The following is an 18,042-nucleotide window of genomic DNA, read 5'->3' as shown; positions in this document are numbered from 1 at the left end:
TAATGCGCGTCATTATGAGCGGTCTCATACCGCCTGCAACTCTCTCAGGACGTGCTTAATGCTCAAGGCGCTGCGTTTTTCCGGCTGGCCGCTGTTGGCCGGCGTGCTTGTCGCTCTGTTAATCATCCAGCGTTACCCGCAGTGGGTCGGGCTTCCAAGCCTGGACGTCAACCTGCAACAAGCCCCGCAAACCACCAGCATGCAGCAAGGCCCGGTGTCCTATGCCGATGCGGTGACCACCGCCGCGCCGTCGGTGGTGAACCTGTACACCACCAAAGTCATCAACAAACCCAATCACCCGCTGTTCGAGGATCCGCAGTTTCGCCGCTTCTTCGGCGACAACTCGCCCAAGCAGAAACGCATGGAGTCCAGCCTCGGTTCGGGCGTGATCATGAGCCCGCAAGGCTACATCCTCACCAACAACCACGTCACCAGCGGTGCCGACCAGATCGTGGTGGCACTCAAGGATGGCCGTGAGACCCTGGCACGGGTGATCGGCAGCGATCCGGAAACCGACCTGGCGGTCCTCAAGATCGACCTGAAGAACCTGCCTTCGATCACCGTCGGCCGCTCCGACAACCTGCGCATCGGCGACGTGGCCCTGGCCATCGGCAACCCGTTCGGCGTCGGCCAGACCGTGACCATGGGCATCATCAGCGCCACCGGGCGCAATCAGCTGGGCCTGAACAACTACGAAGACTTCATCCAGACCGACGCCGCGATCAACCCGGGCAACTCCGGCGGTGCGCTGGTGGATGCCAACGGCAACCTGACCGGCATCAACACGGCGATTTTCTCCAAGTCCGGCGGCTCCCAGGGCATCGGCTTCGCGATTCCGGTGAAGCTGGCCATGGAGGTGATGAAGTCGATCATTGAACACGGCCAGGTCATTCGCGGCTGGCTCGGCATCGAAGTGCAGCCATTGTCCCAGGAGCTGGCGGAGTCGTTTGGCCTGTCGGGGCGTCCAGGCATCGTGGTCGCGGGGATTTTCCGTGACGGCCCGGCGCAAAAGGCCGGCCTGCAATTGGGCGATGTGATTCTCAGCATCGACGGCGAACCGGCGGGCGATGGCCGCCGCTCGATGAACCAGGTCGCGCGGATCAAACCGACTGACAAGGTTGCGATCCAGGTGATGCGTAATGGCAAGGAATTGAAGCTCACCGCGGAAATCGGCTTGCGCCCGCCGCCTGCGCCGGTGAAAGACAAAGAAGAAAACTAAGCAGCAATACAAAAAACTGTGGGAGCGAGCCTGCTCGCGAAGGCGGCGTGTCAGTCAGCGCATAGGTTAACTGACATACCGCTTTCGCGAGCGGGCTCGCTCCCACAGGTGTATCCGTGTTGGTTTAGAGGTCGCCGAGGCCGTCGATCAGGGCCTGGTTCTGCTCAGGCGTACCGATTGAGATCCGCAGGAACTGGGCAATCCGCTCCTGCTTGAAGTGCCGGACGATCACACCCTGCTCACGCAGTTTTGCCGCCAGGCCTGCTGCATCGTGCTTGGGGTGACGGGCAAAAATGAAGTTGGCCGCCGACGGCAGCACTTCAAAGCCCTTCGCCTCCAATTGCGCAACCACCTTCTCACGATTCTCGATCACCAACCGGCAGGTCTTGTCGAAGTACTCGCGATCCTCGAACGCCGCCGCGGCCCCGACATTCGCCATCCGATCCAGCGGATAGGAGTTGAAGCTGTTCTTGATCCGCTCCAGCGCTTCGATCAGGTCCGGGTGCCCCACCGCCAGGCCAACCCGCAGGCCAGCCAACGAACGGGACTTGGACAGGGTTTGAGTCACCAGCAGGTTTGGATAACGATCCACCAGGCTGATTGCCGTCTCACCGCCGAAATCAATGTAAGCCTCATCCACCACGACCACTGAATCCGGGCTGGCCTTGAGGATTTGCTCGACGGCATCGAGTGCCAACAGGCAACCGGTCGGTGCGTTCGGGTTGGGGAAAATGATCCCGCCGTTGGGTTTGGCGTAGTCGGCCGGGTTGATCCGGAACTGCTCGTCCAGCGGCACCGCATCGAACTCGATGCCGTACAGCCCGCAGTAGACCGGGTAGAAGCTGTAGCTGATGTCCGGGAACAGCAGCGGCTGATCGTGCTGCAGCAAGCCGTGGAAAATGTGCGCCAGGACTTCGTCGGAACCGTTGCCGAGGAACACCTGGTTGCCCTGCACGCCGTAGTACTGGGCCACGGCGTTTTTCAGCCGGTCGCTGTTCGGGTCCGGGTACAGGCGCAGGTTGTCGTTCAGTTCAGTCTGCATCGCGGCCAAGGCTTTGGGCGATGGACCGTACGGGTTTTCGTTGGTGTTGAGCTTCACCAGTTTGGCCAGTTTCGGCTGCTCGCCCGGCACGTACGGCACCAGGTTCTTGACGAACGGGCTCCAGAATTTACTCATCTCAGTTCCCCTGCTTGTCGTCAATGATGCGGTATTCGGCACTGCGGGCGTGGGCGGTCAGCGACTCACCACGGGCCAGCACGGAAGCGGTCTTGCCCAGCTCGGACGCGCCCTGCTCGGAGCAGAAGATGATCGACGAGCGTTTCTGGAAGTCGTAGACGCCCAGCGGCGACGAGAACCGCGCCGTGCCGGAAGTCGGCAACACGTGGTTCGGGCCTGCGCAGTAGTCGCCCAAGGCTTCGGAAGTGTGACGGCCCATGAAGATGGCACCGGCGTGGCGGATCTGTGGCAGCCAAGCCTGCGGATCGGCGACCGACAGTTCCAGGTGCTCCGGCGCGATGCGGTTGGCCACTTCGATGGCTTGTTCCATGTCGCGGACCTTGATCAGCGCACCACGGCCATTGATCGAGGTTTCGATGATCGCGGCACGCTCCATGGTCGGCATCAGCTTGGCGATACTCGCCGCAACTTGGTCGAGGAACTCGGCATCCGGGCTGACCAGGATCGCCTGGGCGTCCTCGTCGTGCTCGGCCTGGGAGAACAGGTCCATGGCGATCCAGTCCGGATCGGTCTTGCCGTCACACACCACGAGGATCTCGGACGGACCGGCGATCATGTCGATACCGACCTGGCCGAATACGTGACGCTTGGCCGTGGCAACGTAGATGTTGCCCGGGCCGACGACTTTATCGACCATCGGCACGCTTTCGGTACCGTAGGCCAACGCGGCCACTGCTTGGGCGCCACCGATGGTGAATACACGGTCGACACCGGCGATGCAGGCGGCGGCCAGCACCAGCTCGTTGATTTCGCCACGCGGCGTCGGCACCACCATGACCACTTCGGTCACGCCGGCAACCTTGGCCGGAATCGCGTTCATCAGCACGGACGACGGGTACGAAGCCTTGCCGCCAGGCACGTAGAGCCCAGCGCGGTCCAGCGGCGTGACCTTCTGGCCCAGCACGGTGCCATCGGCTTCGGTGTAGCTCCAGGAGTCCTGCTTCTGCTTTTCGTGGTAGCTGCGCACCCGGGCGGCGGCGACTTCCAGGGCTTGGCGCTGCGGCACGGTAATGCGGGTAAGCGCCAGCTCCAGGCGTTCGCGCGGCAGGATCAGGTCGGCCATGGACTTCACGTCCAGGCCGTCGAACTGGCGGGTAAAGTCCACCAGCGCCGCATCGCCACGCTCGCGCACGGCCTTGATGATGTCCAGCACTCGCTGATTGACCGAGTCGTCAGACACACTTTCCCAGCTCAGCAGATGATCCAGATGATGCGCGAAATCCGGGTCAGCAGCGTTGAGTCGGCGAATTGCAGTCGGTGCGGTCATAGCGAGAGCCTCATAGGATTGGCAAAAAACTCAGGCGCCCTAACTTAGCAGTCGTTTCCGCTTGGGCACCTGAGAATTCTGGCTATGAGGCGGATAGACGGGCGCGACTCAAAGTCGCGCAGGTGAATCAGCCGCGGTGTCGAGACTCCACTGCCTTGCGCAGGGTGTCGATCAACGCCTGGATACGGGCGTGCTGCATTTTCATCGAAGCTTTGTTGACGATCAGACGGGAGCTGATGGCCGCGATGAAATCCTGTGGCTCCAGGCCATTAGCCCGCAGCGTGTTACCGGTGTCGACCACGTCGATGATCTTGTCGGCCAGGCCGATCAGGGGCGCCAGCTCCATAGAGCCGTACAGCTTGATGATGTCGACCTGACGGCCTTGTTCGGCGTAGTAACGCTTGGCGACGTTGACGAACTTGGTGGCGATGCGCAGGCGGCCCTTGGGCTCGGCCGCGCCGACCTTGCCGGCCGTCATCAACTTGCACTGGGCAATCTGCAGGTCCAGCGGCTCGTACAAGCCCTGGCCGCCGTATTCCATCAACACGTCTTTACCCGCGACACCGAGGTCGGCGGCACCATGCTCGACATAGGTCGGCACGTCGGTGGCACGCACGATCAACAGGCGTACATCTTCCTGGGTCGTGGGAATGATCAGCTTGCGACTCTTGTCCGGATTCTCGGTCGGCACGATGCCCGCTTCAGCCAGAAGCGGCAGGGTGTCGTCAAGGATGCGGCCCTTGGACAGTGCGATGGTCAACATGGGAAACGTCAGTCCTTATCAAGGTACTCATGCCCGGTCGCAAATGGCGCCGGACACACGTCGAGCCGGAACCCGGCTCGACTTGCAACAATTCAACGGGCACGTCCCTGCGCCCATGCAACAGAAACTAGCCCGGAACGCGGCGGATCTTGGCGCCCAGCATCTGCAGCTTCTCTTCGATGCACTCGTAACCACGGTCTATGTGGTAGATGCGGTCGATCAGGGTGTCGCCGTCGGCGATCAGCGCCGAGATCACCAGGCTGGCCGAAGCACGCAGGTCGGTGGCCATCACTGGCGCGCCCTTGAGCTTCTCGGTACCGGTAACAATGGCGGTGTTGCCTTCGACCTGGATCTTGGCGCCCATGCGGTGCAGTTCGTAAACGTGCATGAAGCGGTTTTCGAAGATCGTCTCGATCACGGCGCCCGTGCCTTCGGCAATGGCGTTGAGGGAGATGAACTGCGCCTGCATGTCGGTCGGGAAAGCCGGGTACGGAGCGGTGCGCACGTTGACGGCTTTAGGCCGCTTGCCGTGCATGTTCAGCTCGATCCAGTCTTCGCCGCAGGTGATTTCGGCACCGGCTTCACGGAGTTTTTCCAGAACGGCTTCGAGGATGGTCGGATCGGTGTCCTTGACCTTCACACGCCCGCCGGTCACGGCCGCAGCTACCAGGTAAGTACCGGTTTCGATACGGTCCGGCATTACCTTGTAGGTGGTGGTGTGCAGACGCTCGACGCCATCAATGGTGATGGTGTCGGTGCCAGCGCCGGAAACCTTGGCACCCATGGCATTCAGGAAGTTGGCCAGGTCGACGACTTCAGGTTCGCGCGCGGCGTTAGCCAGTACGCTGCGACCCTTGGCCAATGCGGCAGCCATCATGATGTTTTCGGTACCGGTCACGCTGACGGTGTCGAAGAAGAAGTGCGCGCCGCGCAGGCCGCCTTCCGGGGCCTTGGCCTTGATGTAACCGCCTTCGACGTCGATGATCGCGCCCATGGCTTCCAGGCCACGGATGTGCAGGTCAACCGGACGCGAACCGATGGCGCAACCGCCAGGCAGCGCGACTTCAGCTTCACCGAAGCGGGCAACCATCGGGCCCAGTACCAGGATCGACGCACGCATGGTCTTGACCAGTTCGTACGGAGCGATCAGGGTCTTGATGGTGCGCGGGTCGATCTCGACGGCCAGCTTCTCGTCGATCACCGGTTCGATGCCCATACGACCGAACAGCTCGATCATGGTGGTGATGTCGTGCAGGTGCGGCAGATTGGCCACAGTCACAGGACCGTCGCACAGCAGGGTAGCAGCGAGGATCGGCAGGGCCGAGTTCTTCGCCCCGGAGATACGGATTTCGCCATCGAGACGAGCACCGCCAGTAATAATCAATTTATCCATAAGAATCTCGACGCCCTTGGGCTCAGGTGCGCTCGGCCCAGGCCGCGCTGCTGAAAAATTTCATAGTGACCGCATGGATGCTGCCATCGGTGATCCATGGGTTCAAATGGGCATAGATCTGCTGCTGACGCTTCACCGGGCTCAAAGCCGCCAGTTCATCGCTAATCACGTTCAGCTGGAAATTGCAGCCTTCGCCCTCGACTTCTACCTTCGTTCCGGGCAGCTTTCCTTCAAGGAAGCTCTTCACTTCTACGGCCTGCATGATCAACCTCAATCGGCGCCCTGTGCGCGCGGGTCGGACATCATACAAAAAAGCCCCGCGCCTGCGAACCCCGGGAAGCAGGACTCTGACGGGGGGCTTCTTTATAGATGCGGGTTAGGGATGCGCCAACAGCTCGGTCAGCTCACTGACCTGGGCGATTTCGCGCATATCTTCTGGCATCCCGCGGATGCTCAGCGCCTTGCCGGCCGCCTGGGCATCACGCATGAAGCACAACAGCAACGACAGACCGACGCTGCTGGACTTCTCCACCGCCGAACAATCGACCACCAGGGCCGCGGCCTTGCTGGCGCTGATCAGCGCCTGCCCCTGCCGGCGCAGCTCAGGACCGGTGCGATAGTCCAGCACGCCGCTGAGCCGCAGCTCGCCGGCTTCGTCCATGCGGACCGCCGACTCACTCATTGGGTCTGTTTCTCGGTGGATTCCTTGGCCTTGGCGACTTCCCCGGCCCAACCATTGATGGTTTTGTCCAGGTCGTTGCCATTGCGCTGCATCGCATCAGCGAACTGATCACGGAACAGCTTGCCAATGTTGATACCGTTGATGATGACGTTGCGCAGCTTCCATTCGCCGCCGACCTTCTCCAGTGTATAGGACACAGGATAGATTGCGCCGTTGCTGCCCTTGACCGTCATGCCAACGCTCGTACGGTCGCCGGACTCGTCCTTGGCAGGATCAACGGTGATGCCCTGGTTGTTGTACTCGAGCAAGGCATTGCCATAGAACTGGAACAGACCCTTCTTGAAGTTCTCTTCAAAGGTCTTCATTTGCGCAGGCGTAGCTTTGCGCGAGTACTTGACCGTCATGATGCTCTTGGAAATGCCCTCGGCATCCACCACAGGCCCAACGATGCTGTTGAGCGCCGCATAGAAGTCCTGCGGATCCTGCTTGTACTTCTCTTTGTTGGCAGCCAGGTCGGCCAGCAACCGGTTGGTGGTGTCCTGGACCAGTTCGTGCGCGGAAGGCGCCGCCACGGCGTTAGCCACCAACGGCAGGGCCGCGAGCAAAACCAACAGGCCACGTCGTAAGGTAGAGATCATTCAAAAGCTCCTCATTTGGCGTCTTTGCTAACGGTATTGAGCAGGAATTTACCGATCAGGTCCTCGAGTACCAGCGACGACTGGGTGTCGTGGATGGTCCCGCCATCCTTGAGCAGGGCTTCTTCCCCGCCCACGCTGATACCGATGTACTTCTCGCCCAACAGGCCAGCGGTCAGGATAGATGCGGTGGAGTCAGCCGGTAGATTATCTACGCGCTTTTCCAGCTGCATGGTCACCCGACCGGTGAAGCTGTCGCGGTCCAGATCGATTGCCGTGACCTTGCCGATGGTTACACCGGCCATGGTCACTTTTGCTCTGACAGTCAAACCGGCGATATTGTCGAAATACGCGTAAAGTTTATAGGTTTCGGTGTTCGGGCTCGGGGACAGGCCACTGACCCGCAACGCCAGCAACAGCAAAGCCAGGATGCCAGCCAGCAAGAAAAGGCCGACACCGATTTCCAGGGTGCGGTTTTGCATCAGAAATCTCCAAACATCAAGGCGGTCAGAATAAAGTCCAGGCCGAGCACAGCCAATGAGGCATACACCACGGTCTTGGTAGTGGCACGACTGATCCCTTCTGAAGTGGGCTCACAGTCATAGCCTTGGAATACGGCGATCCAGGTCACGACGAAGGCAAAAACCATGCTTTTGATGATGCCGTTGAGCACATCGTCGACAAAGGTCACGCTGTTTTGCATGTTCGACCAGTAGGAACCGTCATAGACCCCCAGCCAGTCGACGGCCACCCAGGAACCGCCCCAGATACCCACCACGCTGAAAATCATCGCCAGCACCGGCAAGGAAATGAAGCCGGCCCACAGGCGCGGGGCAATGATGTACTTGAGCGGGTCCACCCCGATCATTTCCAGGCTGGAGAGCTGCTCGGTGGACTTCATGTTGCCGATTTCCGCCGTCAGCGCCGAACCGGCACGCCCGGCGAACAGCAAAGCGGTGACCACCGGCCCCAACTCGCGCAGCAGCGTCAGCGCAACCATCTGCCCCACCGCCTGCTCCGAACCGTAGCTGGAGAGGATGTTGAAGCCCTGGAGCGCCAGCACCATGCCGATGAATATCCCGGAGACCACGATGATCACCAGGGACATTACGCCCACCGAATGCAGTTGCTTGACCAGCAGGCCAAACCCGCCACCGATGCCACCGCGCCCCAGCAGTGCGTGAAACAGGAAAAGCGACGAGCGCCCGAACACTGCCAGCACATCGATGCCCGCGTGGCCGAAGCGGCGCACCCTCTCCAAAAGTGAAATCTTGCGCATCAACGCTTCCCCAGAAGATCTGCGCGGTAATCCGTCGCTGGAAAGTGATAGGCGACCGGACCGTCGGGATCGCCTGTCATGAATTGACGAATGCGCGGCTCGTCCGAGTTCATCAGTTCGTCCGGCGTGCCCTGCCCCAGTACCTGCCCGTCGCCCACCACATAGATGTAATCGGCAATGCTGGCGGTTTCGGCCAGGTCATGGGACACCACGATACTGGTAATGCCCAGCGCATCGTTGAGCAAACGGATCAGGCGCACCAGTACGCCCATGGCGATGGGGTCCTGGCCGACAAAGGGCTCGTCATACATGAGAATTTGTGGATCGAGCGCAATCGCCCGCGCCAGCGCGACGCGACGCTTCATGCCGCCGGACAGTTCGTCGGGCATCAGGTCGATGGCACCGCGCAGTCCCACGGCCTGCAATTTAAGCAGGACGATGTCGCGGATCATTTCCTCGGGCAGGGCGGTATGAACGCGCAACGGGAAAGCAACGTTCTCGAAGACATCGAGGTCGGTAAACAGTGCGCCACTCTGGAACAGCACACCCATGTGCTTGCGTGCATCGAACAGATCACTGCGCGACAACGCCGGCAGGTTCTGGCCATTGACCCAGACTTCGCCACTGGCAGGCCGCAACTGCGCGCCCATCAAACGCAGCAGCGTGGTCTTGCCACACCCGGAAGGCCCCATGATGCCGGTGACCTTGCCGCGCGGGATGCGGATATCAATGTTATTGAAAATGCTGCGCGAACCGCGCTTGAAGGTCAGTCCCTTCAGCTCGACCGCGTAGGCGTTATCGGCGCTCATCTAAACTCCTTGCGATGCAGCCTCACACTCGGACGCCTGGCTTCCTGACAAAAGCACACTACTTCCTGGGCGGGCCGAACTGGCGGCGAACTATATCACTGCAAGCGTCACGCGCCCAAGGCCAATGCCGGGCCATATTCAGCAAGATGACAGCCAGGAAGCTCCATCTAGAGGGTATTCGGTAACAACGAATGACGATGGGCAACGAACTTGCGTGAGGGTTTGAACCATACCGGCTATAATCGCCGCCTTTTCATCAGGCTAAACATTTTCGAAATGAGCCAATCCAGCGACCTGATCAAGTCAGCACAACGCACCATCCGCCTCGAACTGGAAGCCGTCAAAGGCTTGCTGCCCCGTATCGACGCGGATTTTGTGCGTGCCTGCGAAATGATTCTGGCCAGCAAAGGCCGCATCGTCGTGCTCGGCATGGGTAAATCGGGGCACATCGGCAACAAGATTGCCGCGACCCTGGCCAGTACCGGCACCACAGCCTTTTTCGTGCATCCTGCCGAAGCCAGCCATGGCGACATGGGCATGATCACCCGCGACGACATCATCCTGGCGCTGTCGAACTCCGGCACCACCCATGAAATTGTCACCCTGCTGCCACTGATCAAGCGCCTGGGCATCCAGCTGATCAGCATGACCGGCAAGCCCGACTCGCCGCTGGCCAAGGCCGCCGAGGTCAACCTGAATGTGCATGTCGAGCACGAGGCCTGCCCGCTGAATCTCGCGCCGACCTCGTCGACGACTGCCGCGCTGGTCATGGGCGACGCCCTGGCCGTCGCGTTGCTGGAAGCCCGCGGTTTTACCGCCGAGGACTTCGCCTTTTCCCACCCGGGCGGCGCATTGGGCCGACGCCTGCTGCTGAAAGTGGAAAACGTCATGCACGCCGGGCAAGAACTGCCGCAGGTAGAGCGCGGCACCCTGCTCAAGGATGCCTTGATGGAAATGACCCGCAAGGGTCTGGGCATGACGGTGGTACTCGAGGCCGACGGCAAGCTGGCCGGGATCTTCACCGACGGTGATTTGCGTCGCACGCTGGACCGCAGCATCGACGTCCACAGCGCCACCATCGATCAGGTCATGACGGCCCATGGCAAGACTGCCCGCGCCGAAATGCTTGCCGCCGAGGCCCTGAAAATAATGGAAGACCACAAAATCAACGCACTCGTCGTCGTCGACAGCGAAGATCGCCCGGTCGGCGCCCTGAACATGCACGACTTGCTGCGTGCGGGAGTAATGTAATGAGCACGGACCTGCTGCAACGCGGCAAACAGATCAAACTGGCGGTGTTCGATGTTGACGGCGTCCTGACCGACGGACGCCTGTACTTCCTCGAAGACGGCAGCGAATTCAAGACGTTCAACACGCTCGACGGCCAGGGCATCAAGATGCTGATGGCGGCCGGCGTGCAGACGGCCATCATCAGTGGCCGCAAGACTCCGGTGGTGGAGCGACGGGCGAAGAACCTCGGCATTCCCCACCTGTATCAAGGGCGCGAAGACAAACTGGTGGTGCTCGACGAGCTTCTTGGCCAACTCGGCCTAAGCTATGAGCAGGTCGCCTACCTCGGTGACGACTTGCCGGACCTGCCGGTGATCCGCCGCGTAGGCCTGGGCATGGCCGTGGCCAATGCCGCCAGCTTCGTGCGCGAGCACGCTCACGGCATCACCCAGGCCCGCGGTGGCGAAGGTGCCGCCCGTGAATTCTGTGAATTGATCCTGCGCGCCCAAGGCCGCCTCGATGAGGCCAACGGCGCGTACCTGTGAGCCAGATCATGCTAAGTAAAAAGTTTCGCAACATTCTGGTGTTCGGCAGCATCGCGGCGATTTTCGCCGCGGTGGGCTACTGGAACATCAGCCCGGAACGCTTCCTCGACAAGCAGGTAGTGCACGTCGATGAGAGTGCGATCGACTATTACGCCACCAACGCCCACAGCGTACAGTTCCTGCCGGACGGCAGGCTCCAATACGAGATGACGTCGGACAAGGTCGAGCACCTGAAAGCCACCGAAGTGACGCTGCTGACCAACCCCGACCTGAACATGTTCCGGGGTACCGAGTTTCCGTGGCATGTCCAGAGTGAAAAAGGCGAAGTCAATCCCGACGGCACACAGGTCGAGCTGATCGATTCGGTGCGCATTACACGTTTTGACGAGAAAAACCGCAGGACCCTGATCACCACCACTCGCATGACCGTGTTCCCGCAGCAACAATATGCGCAGACCGAGCAAGACGTTAGAATCGACGGCGCTGGCGGTGTATCGACTGGCAAGGGAATGAAGGCGTATTTGAAAGAAAGCAGGATACACCTGCTATCGAACGTAAGAGGACAGTATGAGGCTCGTTAAAACCCTCCCTATTTTGCTCAGTCTGGGCGCTGCACTGGGAAGCGTGAGCGCCTGGGCTCTGCCGGACGATCAACAGCAGCCTATTCGCATTCAGGCCGACGATGCCCAGCTGGACGACAAGCAAGGCATCGCCACCTACACCGGCGACGTCATCATCACCCAGGGTTCGATGAAGGTCACCGGCAACAAGGTGACCATGACCCGCGCCCCGAACGGCGACATCGACGTGGTGACCTCGGTGGGCAACCTGGCCTACTTCGAGCAACTGCAGACGGCTGGCGACGCCAAGCCGGTTCAAGGCTGGGGTGTGACCATCCAGTACCTCGCTCCGCAAAACCGCGTAGTGCTGATCGATAAGGCCAAGGTCATCGACAAGGACAACAACGTCACCCAGGGCGAGAAAATCGTCTATGACACCGAGAAGAAGCTGGCCAGCGCCGGTCGCGCCACGGGCAGCAAGGTGACCGAGTCGCGTCCGCGCATCGACATGGTGATCCAGCCGAAAAAGAAAACCGACGAGCAAAAGGCCCCGTAATGGCAACTCTGAAAGCCCAGCACCTGGCCAAGAGCTACAAGAGCCGCCAGGTCGTGCGTGACGTCAGCCTGTCGATCGACAGCGGCCAGATCGTCGGCCTGCTAGGCCCCAACGGCGCCGGCAAGACCACCTGCTTCTACATGATCGTCGGCCTGGTACAGGCCGATCAGGGCCGCGTGCTGATCGATGACCTCGACGTCAGCCACCAGCCGATGCACGGTCGTGCCAAGGCGGGTATCGGCTATCTGCCGCAAGAAGCGTCGATCTTCCGCAAACTGTCGGTGGCCGACAACATCATGGCCATCCTCGAGACCCGCAAGGAACTCGACAAGGCCGGTCGCCGCAAGGAACTGGAAAGCCTGTTGCAGGAGTTCCACATCAGCCACATCCGCGACAACCTCGGCATGAGCCTGTCCGGTGGCGAGCGCCGCCGCGTGGAAATTGCCCGGGCGCTGGCCACCAACCCGAAATTCATCCTGCTCGACGAACCATTCGCCGGCGTCGACCCGATTTCGGTCGGGGACATCAAGCAGATCATCCATCACCTCAAGGCCAAGGGCATCGGTGTGCTGATCACCGACCACAACGTCCGCGAGACCCTGGATATCTGCGAAACAGCCTACATTGTCAACGATGGCCAACTGATCGCCGAAGGCGACGCTGAAACCATCCTGGCCAACGACCTGGTGAAGGAAGTGTACCTGGGGCATGAATTCCGTCTGTAAGCGTGGAGGTGTCCGGCGGGTCGACCGAGCGCCTGGCGCAATAAAAAATCAACCTTTTTTTATTGTTACAGCGCTCTAGGCAAACGCCGCGGTTTCGGGCATATAATTTGCTTATGTTTGGCGCTCCGGCGCCCTGTAGTGGATGGCGCATGTGCGCCGGCGAATAAGGTGTTAAGCCCCTGCCATGAAACCATCGCTAGTCTTGAGAATGGGCCAGCAGCTGACGATGACACCGCAGCTGCAACAGGCCATCCGCCTGCTCCAATTGTCGACCCTGGACCTGCAACAGGAAATCCAGGAGGCCCTGGAGTCCAATCCGATGCTCGAGCGCCAGGAAGAAGGCGACGACTTCGACAATTCCGACCCGCTGGCCGACAACGCCGAACACAAACCCAGTACCGATATCCAGGAACCCTCCTACCAGGAAGCCGCCCCGACCGTCGATAACCTCGAGGAAGGCGACTGGAATGAGCGCATCCCCAACGAACTGCCTGTCGATACCGCCTGGGAAGACGTGTACCAGACCAGCGCCAGCAGCCTGCCAAGCAACGATGACGACGAGTGGGACTTCACCACCCGCACATCGGCGGGCGAGAGCCTGCAAAGCCACCTGCTGTGGCAATTGAACCTGGCCCCGATGTCCGACACCGATCGCCTGATCGCCGTGACCCTGATCGACTGCATCAACAACCAGGGTTATCTGGACGAGACGCTGGAGGAAATCCTCGAAGCCTTCGACCCGGAACTGGACATCGAACTGGACGAAATCGAAGCCGTCCTGCACCGCATCCAGCAATTCGAACCCGCCGGCATCGGCGCCCGCAACCTGGGCGAATGCCTGCTGCTGCAACTGCGCCAGCTACCCGCCAAGACGCCTTGGCTGGCCGAAGCCAAGCGCCTGGTGACTGACTACATCGACTTGCTCGGCAGCCGCGACTACAGCCAGCTGATGCGCCGCATGAAGCTCAAGGAAGATGAACTGCGCCAGGTGATCGAACTGGTCCAGAGCCTCAACCCGCGCCCGGGCTCGCAAATCGAGTCGACCGAAGCCGAATACGTGGTTCCCGATGTGATCGTGCGCAAGGACAACGAGCGCTGGCTGGTGGAGCTCAACCAGGAATCGGTGCCTCGCCTGCGGGTGAACGCCCAATATGCTGGCTTCGTTCGCCGCGCCGACACCAGTGCCGACAACACCTTCATGCGCAACCAGCTGCAGGAAGCCCGCTGGTTCATCAAGAGCCTGCAGAGCCGCAACGAAACGCTGATGAAAGTGGCCACCCAGATTGTCGAGCATCAGCGCGGCTTCCTGGAGTACGGCGACGAAGCCATGAAGCCACTGGTGCTGCATGACATCGCCGAAGCGGTCGGCATGCACGAGTCGACGATTTCGCGGGTCACCACACAGAAATTCATGCATACCCCTCGGGGAATCTATGAACTGAAATACTTTTTCTCCAGTCACGTCAGCACCTCCGAGGGCGGAGAATGCTCGTCCACGGCGATTCGCGCGATCATCAAAAAACTGGTGGCTGCGGAAAATCAGAAAAAGCCGTTGAGTGACAGCAAGATCGCTGGTTTACTGGAGGCACAAGGCATTCAGGTGGCTCGCCGCACCGTCGCCAAGTACCGCGAATCCCTCGGGATCGCGCCTTCGAGCGAACGCAAGCGGTTGATGTAGAGCCACGCCACAGCGTTCCAGTGGCAGGCATTTCTGCCTGCCGCTTTATGCACTGGCAACGAAGGAGAAGCTGTATGCAAGTCAACATCAGTGGACACCAACTGGAAGTGACCGAACCTCTTCGCACCTACATCGGCGAAAAACTCCAACGATTGGAGAGGCATTTCGACAAGATCACCAACGTGCAGGTCACGATGACGGTCGAAAAACTGAAGCAGAAAATCGAAGCCACGCTGCATATTCCCGGCAATGAAGTGGTCGCCAACGCGGAAGATACCGATATGTACGCCGCGATCGACTCACTCACCGACAAGCTGGATCGCCAACTCAAAAAGCATAAGGAAAAGACCCAGAGCCAGCTCCAAGGCGCAACCGGTCGTTAATACTCCCAACCCATGATCCGACTTGAAAGCATCCTGACCCCCGGCCGTTCCCTCGTGAACGTGCCGGGCGGCAGTAAAAAGAAAGCCCTCGAGCAAATTGCCAACCTGATCGCCCGGGAAGTGCCGGGTCTGGAGATGCAAGATGTCTTCGAGGCTTTGATTGCCCGTGAAAAACTCGGCTCGACCGGTTTTGGCAACGGCATCGCTATTCCCCACTGTCGCTTGAAGGGCTGTATATCGCCCATCAGTGCCTTGATGCACCTCGACGCCCCCATCGATTTCGACGCCATCGACGGCGCCCCGGTTGACCTGTTGTTCGTGCTACTGGTCCCGGAAGCTGCTACCGATGCGCACCTGGAGCTATTGCGCCAGATCGCCAGCATGCTCGACCGCAAGGAAGTGCGCGAAAAACTGCGTAGCGCCCCGAGCAATGAAGCCTTGTATCAGGTAGTCCTGGACGAGCAAAACGGTCATTAATCATGCGCTTGATCATCGTCAGCGGTCGTTCCGGCTCTGGTAAAAGTACCGCCCTCGACGTCCTTGAGGACAACGGCTACTACTGCATTGACAACCTGCCTGCCGGGTTGCTACCTGAACTGGCTGAGCGAGCGCTGATTCACACCGAGCTGGCCCAACCGCTGGTTGCCGTGTCCATCGATGCGCGCAACCTGCCCAGTCACCTGTCGCGTTTCCCCGAGCTGCTGGCAGAAGTGCGCAGCCGTCACATCCAGTGCGATGTCCTGTACCTGGATGCCGACGAGGAAACCCTGCTCAAACGTTTCTCGGAAACCCGCCGGCGTCACCCACTGAGCAACGCCAACCGCTCACTGGCCGAGGCGATCAACGACGAGACCACCCTGCTCGGGCCGATTGCCGACCTGGCCGACCTCAAGCTCAACACCACCAGCCTGAACCTGTATCAACTGCGCGATACCATCAAGCTGCGCCTGCTGAACCAGCCGGAGCCGGGCACGGCATTTCTCGTGGAGTCGTTCGGGTTCAAGCGTGGCATGCCGGTCGACGCCGACCTGGTATTCGATGTGCGCTGCCTGCCCAATCCTTACTGGAAGCCGGAACTGCGCGAGCAGTCCGGGCTCGATAAACCGGTGGCTGATTACCTGGCGGCGCAACCCGACGTCGAGGAAATGTTCCAGGACATTTCGACGTACCTGCTCAAATGGCTGCCACGCTTTGCCGCCAGCAACCGCGCCTATGTCACTATTGCCGTTGGCTGCACCGGCGGCCATCACCGCTCCGTCTACCTGACTGAACGTCTTGGCCAGGTCCTGCAGCAATCCCTGAAGAACGTCCAGGTTCGCCACCGCGACCTCAGCTAAAGGATTCACACCGCGATGCCTGCTCTGGAAATCGAAATCATCAACAAGCTGGGCCTGCATGCCCGTGCTTCTGCAAAATTCGTCGGGGTCGCCGGTGAGTTCAAGGATTGCACGATCAGAGTAGGACGCACTCCGGAATCCACGGTCGACGGCAAAAGCATCATGGCAATGATGATGCTCGCTGCAGGCAAGGGCACTAAAATCTATATCAGCACCGAAGGCGAAGACGCGCAAAGGGCACTGGATGCGTTGAAGGACTTGATCAACCGTTATTTCGACGAAGGCGAGTAAACGCCAGTCCAGACCAGAGACGCTCAGTAATCCGATAAAAAAAGGCGCACCACCCAATCAGGTGGCGTGCCTTTTTTGTGACGAGGGCGTTTAGCTGCCCGCCACCGTCATGCGCTCGATCAACACCGAACCGGTGCGAATGTTGCTGCGCAGCTCCAGGTCATTACCCACGGCCACGATCTGCTTGAACATGTCGCGCATGTTGCCGGCGATGGTCACTTCCTGGACCGCGAACTGGATTTCGCCGTTCTCGACCCAGTATCCCGCCGCGCCACGGGAGTAATCGCCGGTCACCATGTTCAGGCCCTGGCCCATCAGTTCGGTTACCAGCAGGCCACGCCCCATGCGACGCAGCAAGGCAGCCTGGTCCTCGTCACCATGGGTGACGAACAGGTTGTGCACGCCGCCAGCGTTGGCGGTGCTCGGCATGCCCAGCTTGCGGCCGGAGTAGGTACCGAGGATGTAGGACACCAGCTCACCTTTTTCGACGAACGGTTTAGCGTAGGTCGCCAGGCCATCGCCATCGAACGCCGCGCTACCCATGGCCCGCATCAGGTGCGGACGCTCGTCGATGGTCAGCCATTCGGGGAACAGCTTCTGCCCCAGCGTGCCTTCGAGGAACGAGGATTTACGGTATAGGCTGCCGCCGGAAATGGCCGACAGGAAACTGCCGAACAACCCGCCAGCCAATTCGGCGGAAAACAGTACCGGCACTTCGCAGGTCGGCACCGGACGCGCGCCCAGACGGCTCGCCGCACGTTGCGCAGCACGTTGGCCAATGCTCACCGGATCGGCCAGCAGGTTGCCCTGGCGATTCACGTCGTACCAGTAATCGCGCTGCATCTGGCCATCAGCCTCGGCGATCATGACGCAACTCAAGCTGTGCCGGGTCGATGCATAACCACCGACAAACCCGTGGCTGTTGCCGTAGACACGGCAGCCCTGATGGGTGCTAAGGGTGGTGCCATCGGCGTTCTTGATCCGGCTGTCGGCGGCAAACGCCGCGGCCTCACAGGCAAGCGCCTGCTCGATCGCCTGCTCCGGGGTGATGTCCCATTGGTGGAACAGGTCGAAGTCCTGCACATCCTTGGCCATCAGCGCGGCATCCGCCAGCCCCGAGGCTTCGTCTTCCGAGGTGTGCTTGGCGATAGCCAGGGCAGCGGCTACGGTTTCGCGAATCGCCTCCGGGCCACTGGCCGAGGTGCTGGCCGAGCCCTTGCGCTGACCGACGTACAAGGTGATGCCAAAACCTTGATCGCGGTTGAACTCGACGGTTTCGACTTCACGCTGGCGGACCGTGGTCGACAGGCCCTGCTCCAGGGACACCGCCACTTCACAGGCACTGGCCCCCTGGCGCTTGGCTTCAGCGATGATCTGCTCGACTTGTTCTTGCAGTGCCGGCAACGCTTGTGGGCCGACGCTTTCAACTGCACTCATGCTGTTCTCCACTCAA

Annotated in this window: 22 protein-coding genes; 11 read left to right on the top strand and 11 right to left on the bottom strand. The window is 60.4% G+C overall.

Features of this window, described 5'->3' with window-relative positions; translation table 11 throughout:
- Positions 1-58 precede the first annotated feature (58 nt).
- Positions 59-1,219 (top strand): Do family serine endopeptidase AlgW, encoded by a 1,161-nt coding sequence (algW, locus tag BKX96_RS00800; RefSeq protein WP_046820538.1) that lies wholly within the window; start codon positions 59-61, stop codon positions 1,217-1,219.
- Between the two features lie 124 nt (positions 1,220-1,343).
- Here algW and hisC read toward each other — a convergent pair whose 3' ends face one another.
- The 10 genes from hisC to BKX96_RS00750 all read right to left on the bottom strand — a co-directional run bounded on the left by hisC (position 1,344) and on the right by BKX96_RS00750 (position 9,284).
- Positions 1,344-2,396 (bottom strand): histidinol-phosphate transaminase, encoded by a 1,053-nt coding sequence (hisC, locus tag BKX96_RS00795; protein ID WP_046820539.1) that lies wholly within the window; start codon positions 2,394-2,396, stop codon positions 1,344-1,346.
- A 1-nt stretch (position 2,397) separates the two neighbouring features.
- Positions 2,398-3,723 carry a histidinol dehydrogenase gene (gene hisD, locus BKX96_RS00790; protein WP_077182441.1) on the bottom strand — a complete coding sequence of 442 codons (1,326 nt, stop codon included), beginning with the start codon at positions 3,721-3,723 and terminating at the stop codon, positions 2,398-2,400.
- Between the two features lie 127 nt (positions 3,724-3,850).
- On the bottom strand, positions 3,851-4,486 hold the full coding sequence (gene hisG / locus BKX96_RS00785; protein ID WP_046820541.1) for an ATP phosphoribosyltransferase: 636 nt from the start codon (positions 4,484-4,486) through the stop codon (positions 3,851-3,853).
- A gap of 127 nt (positions 4,487-4,613) precedes the next feature.
- A complete protein-coding gene (murA, locus tag BKX96_RS00780; protein WP_046820542.1) occupies positions 4,614-5,879 on the bottom strand; it encodes a UDP-N-acetylglucosamine 1-carboxyvinyltransferase in 1,266 nt (421 codons plus the stop codon).
- A gap of 22 nt (positions 5,880-5,901) precedes the next feature.
- Positions 5,902-6,141, bottom strand: coding sequence for a BolA family protein (locus BKX96_RS00775; protein ID WP_008054378.1), 240 nt, complete (start codon positions 6,139-6,141; stop codon positions 5,902-5,904).
- Positions 6,142-6,255: 114 nt separating this feature from the next.
- Complete coding sequence (locus BKX96_RS00770) at positions 6,256-6,561, bottom strand: STAS domain-containing protein (protein ID WP_046820543.1); 306 nt, start codon at positions 6,559-6,561, stop codon at positions 6,256-6,258.
- Positions 6,558-7,199: an MlaC/ttg2D family ABC transporter substrate-binding protein gene (locus tag BKX96_RS00765; RefSeq protein WP_046820544.1), complete on the bottom strand. Its 642-nt coding sequence runs from the start codon at positions 7,197-7,199 to the stop codon at positions 6,558-6,560. Before BKX96_RS00765 ends, BKX96_RS00770 begins: the two co-directional genes overlap by 4 nt.
- 11 nt (positions 7,200-7,210) lie before the next feature.
- Entirely contained in the window at positions 7,211-7,678 is a 468-nt protein-coding gene (gene mlaD, locus BKX96_RS00760) for an outer membrane lipid asymmetry maintenance protein MlaD (protein WP_034147091.1), read from the bottom strand.
- Positions 7,678-8,475, bottom strand: a complete 798-nt coding sequence (gene mlaE, locus BKX96_RS00755) for a lipid asymmetry maintenance ABC transporter permease subunit MlaE (RefSeq protein WP_046820545.1) — start codon at positions 8,473-8,475, stop codon at positions 7,678-7,680. The genes mlaD and mlaE overlap by 1 nt, the downstream gene beginning before the upstream one ends.
- Entirely contained in the window at positions 8,475-9,284 is an 810-nt protein-coding gene (locus BKX96_RS00750; RefSeq protein WP_077182440.1) for an ATP-binding cassette domain-containing protein, read from the bottom strand. Before BKX96_RS00750 ends, mlaE begins: the two co-directional genes overlap by 1 nt.
- A 276-nt stretch (positions 9,285-9,560) precedes the next feature.
- Here BKX96_RS00750 and BKX96_RS00745 point away from each other — a divergent pair, with 276 nt between their 5' ends.
- The 10 genes from BKX96_RS00745 (at position 9,561) to BKX96_RS00700 (ending at position 16,589) form a co-directional block, all read left to right on the top strand.
- Complete coding sequence (locus BKX96_RS00745; protein ID WP_046820681.1) at positions 9,561-10,535, top strand: KpsF/GutQ family sugar-phosphate isomerase; 975 nt, start codon at positions 9,561-9,563, stop codon at positions 10,533-10,535.
- Positions 10,535-11,059, top strand: coding sequence for a KdsC family phosphatase (locus BKX96_RS00740; RefSeq protein ID WP_046820547.1), 525 nt, complete (start codon positions 10,535-10,537; stop codon positions 11,057-11,059). The genes BKX96_RS00745 and BKX96_RS00740 overlap by 1 nt, the downstream gene beginning before the upstream one ends.
- An 8-nt stretch (positions 11,060-11,067) precedes the next feature.
- The gene (lptC, locus tag BKX96_RS00735; protein WP_046820682.1) at positions 11,068-11,640 is read left to right on the top strand and encodes an LPS export ABC transporter periplasmic protein LptC; all 573 of its coding nucleotides are present in this window, start codon (positions 11,068-11,070) and stop codon (positions 11,638-11,640) included.
- Positions 11,627-12,175, top strand: a complete 549-nt coding sequence (gene lptA, locus BKX96_RS00730) for a lipopolysaccharide transport periplasmic protein LptA (protein ID WP_046820548.1) — start codon at positions 11,627-11,629, stop codon at positions 12,173-12,175. Before lptC ends, lptA begins: the two co-directional genes overlap by 14 nt.
- Entirely contained in the window at positions 12,175-12,900 is a 726-nt protein-coding gene (lptB, locus tag BKX96_RS00725; protein WP_008054366.1) for an LPS export ABC transporter ATP-binding protein, read from the top strand. Before lptA ends, lptB begins: the two co-directional genes overlap by 1 nt.
- 184 nt (positions 12,901-13,084) lie before the next feature.
- Complete coding sequence (locus BKX96_RS00720) at positions 13,085-14,578, top strand: RNA polymerase factor sigma-54 (RefSeq protein WP_046820549.1); 1,494 nt, start codon at positions 13,085-13,087, stop codon at positions 14,576-14,578.
- A gap of 74 nt (positions 14,579-14,652) precedes the next feature.
- A complete protein-coding gene (gene hpf / locus BKX96_RS00715) occupies positions 14,653-14,961 on the top strand; it encodes a ribosome hibernation-promoting factor, HPF/YfiA family (protein ID WP_046820550.1) in 309 nt (102 codons plus the stop codon).
- Positions 14,962-14,973: 12 nt separating this feature from the next.
- Positions 14,974-15,438, top strand: a complete 465-nt coding sequence (ptsN, locus tag BKX96_RS00710; protein WP_046820551.1) for a PTS IIA-like nitrogen regulatory protein PtsN — start codon at positions 14,974-14,976, stop codon at positions 15,436-15,438.
- Between the two features lie 2 nt (positions 15,439-15,440).
- A complete protein-coding gene (gene rapZ / locus BKX96_RS00705; RefSeq protein ID WP_046820552.1) occupies positions 15,441-16,298 on the top strand; it encodes an RNase adapter RapZ in 858 nt (285 codons plus the stop codon).
- Between the two features lie 15 nt (positions 16,299-16,313).
- The gene (locus tag BKX96_RS00700) at positions 16,314-16,589 is read left to right on the top strand and encodes an HPr family phosphocarrier protein (protein ID WP_075947622.1); all 276 of its coding nucleotides are present in this window, start codon (positions 16,314-16,316) and stop codon (positions 16,587-16,589) included.
- 90 nt (positions 16,590-16,679) lie between these two features.
- On the opposite strand, the gene pmbA is transcribed toward BKX96_RS00700, so the two are convergent.
- Complete coding sequence (pmbA, locus tag BKX96_RS00695; protein ID WP_046820559.1) at positions 16,680-18,026, bottom strand: metalloprotease PmbA; 1,347 nt, start codon at positions 18,024-18,026, stop codon at positions 16,680-16,682.
- Between the last annotated feature and the right edge of the window lie 16 nt (positions 18,027-18,042).

It is taken from the genome of Pseudomonas putida (genome assembly GCF_001976065.1).
Classification (GTDB): Bacteria; Pseudomonadota; Gammaproteobacteria; order Pseudomonadales; family Pseudomonadaceae; genus Aquipseudomonas; species Aquipseudomonas serbica.
This window is presented reverse-complemented; position numbering and strand designations above follow the sequence as displayed.

What these genes read in the sequence shown, in the direction of transcription:
- BKX96_RS00720 (WP_046820549.1), top strand. Translation starts at nt 13,085, where the DNA reads ATGAAACCATCGCTAGTCTTGAGAATGGGCCAGCAGCTGACGATGACA.
- BKX96_RS00775 (WP_008054378.1), bottom strand. Translation starts at nt 6,141, where the DNA reads ATGCAGGCCGTAGAAGTGAAGAGCTTCCTTGAAGGAAAGCTGCCCGGA.
- hisD (WP_077182441.1), bottom strand. Translation starts at nt 3,723, where the DNA reads ATGACCGCACCGACTGCAATTCGCCGACTCAACGCTGCTGACCCGGAT.
- ptsN (WP_046820551.1), top strand. Translation starts at nt 14,974, where the DNA reads ATGATCCGACTTGAAAGCATCCTGACCCCCGGCCGTTCCCTCGTGAAC.
- algW (WP_046820538.1), top strand. Translation starts at nt 59, where the DNA reads ATGCTCAAGGCGCTGCGTTTTTCCGGCTGGCCGCTGTTGGCCGGCGTG.
- murA (WP_046820542.1), bottom strand. Translation starts at nt 5,879, where the DNA reads ATGGATAAATTGATTATTACTGGCGGTGCTCGTCTCGATGGCGAAATC.
- BKX96_RS00700 (WP_075947622.1), top strand. Translation starts at nt 16,314, where the DNA reads ATGCCTGCTCTGGAAATCGAAATCATCAACAAGCTGGGCCTGCATGCC.
- lptA (WP_046820548.1), top strand. Translation starts at nt 11,627, where the DNA reads ATGAGGCTCGTTAAAACCCTCCCTATTTTGCTCAGTCTGGGCGCTGCA.
- BKX96_RS00745 (WP_046820681.1), top strand. Translation starts at nt 9,561, where the DNA reads ATGAGCCAATCCAGCGACCTGATCAAGTCAGCACAACGCACCATCCGC.
- hisG (WP_046820541.1), bottom strand. Translation starts at nt 4,486, where the DNA reads ATGTTGACCATCGCACTGTCCAAGGGCCGCATCCTTGACGACACCCTG.
- BKX96_RS00765 (WP_046820544.1), bottom strand. Translation starts at nt 7,199, where the DNA reads ATGATCTCTACCTTACGACGTGGCCTGTTGGTTTTGCTCGCGGCCCTG.
- BKX96_RS00740 (WP_046820547.1), top strand. Translation starts at nt 10,535, where the DNA reads ATGAGCACGGACCTGCTGCAACGCGGCAAACAGATCAAACTGGCGGTG.
- mlaD (WP_034147091.1), bottom strand. Translation starts at nt 7,678, where the DNA reads ATGCAAAACCGCACCCTGGAAATCGGTGTCGGCCTTTTCTTGCTGGCT.
- BKX96_RS00770 (WP_046820543.1), bottom strand. Translation starts at nt 6,561, where the DNA reads ATGAGTGAGTCGGCGGTCCGCATGGACGAAGCCGGCGAGCTGCGGCTC.
- lptB (WP_008054366.1), top strand. Translation starts at nt 12,175, where the DNA reads ATGGCAACTCTGAAAGCCCAGCACCTGGCCAAGAGCTACAAGAGCCGC.
- mlaE (WP_046820545.1), bottom strand. Translation starts at nt 8,475, where the DNA reads ATGCGCAAGATTTCACTTTTGGAGAGGGTGCGCCGCTTCGGCCACGCG.
- BKX96_RS00750 (WP_077182440.1), bottom strand. Translation starts at nt 9,284, where the DNA reads ATGAGCGCCGATAACGCCTACGCGGTCGAGCTGAAGGGACTGACCTTC.
- lptC (WP_046820682.1), top strand. Translation starts at nt 11,068, where the DNA reads ATGCTAAGTAAAAAGTTTCGCAACATTCTGGTGTTCGGCAGCATCGCG.
- rapZ (WP_046820552.1), top strand. Translation starts at nt 15,441, where the DNA reads ATGCGCTTGATCATCGTCAGCGGTCGTTCCGGCTCTGGTAAAAGTACC.
- pmbA (WP_046820559.1), bottom strand. Translation starts at nt 18,026, where the DNA reads ATGAGTGCAGTTGAAAGCGTCGGCCCACAAGCGTTGCCGGCACTGCAA.
- hisC (WP_046820539.1), bottom strand. Translation starts at nt 2,396, where the DNA reads ATGAGTAAATTCTGGAGCCCGTTCGTCAAGAACCTGGTGCCGTACGTG.
- hpf (WP_046820550.1), top strand. Translation starts at nt 14,653, where the DNA reads ATGCAAGTCAACATCAGTGGACACCAACTGGAAGTGACCGAACCTCTT.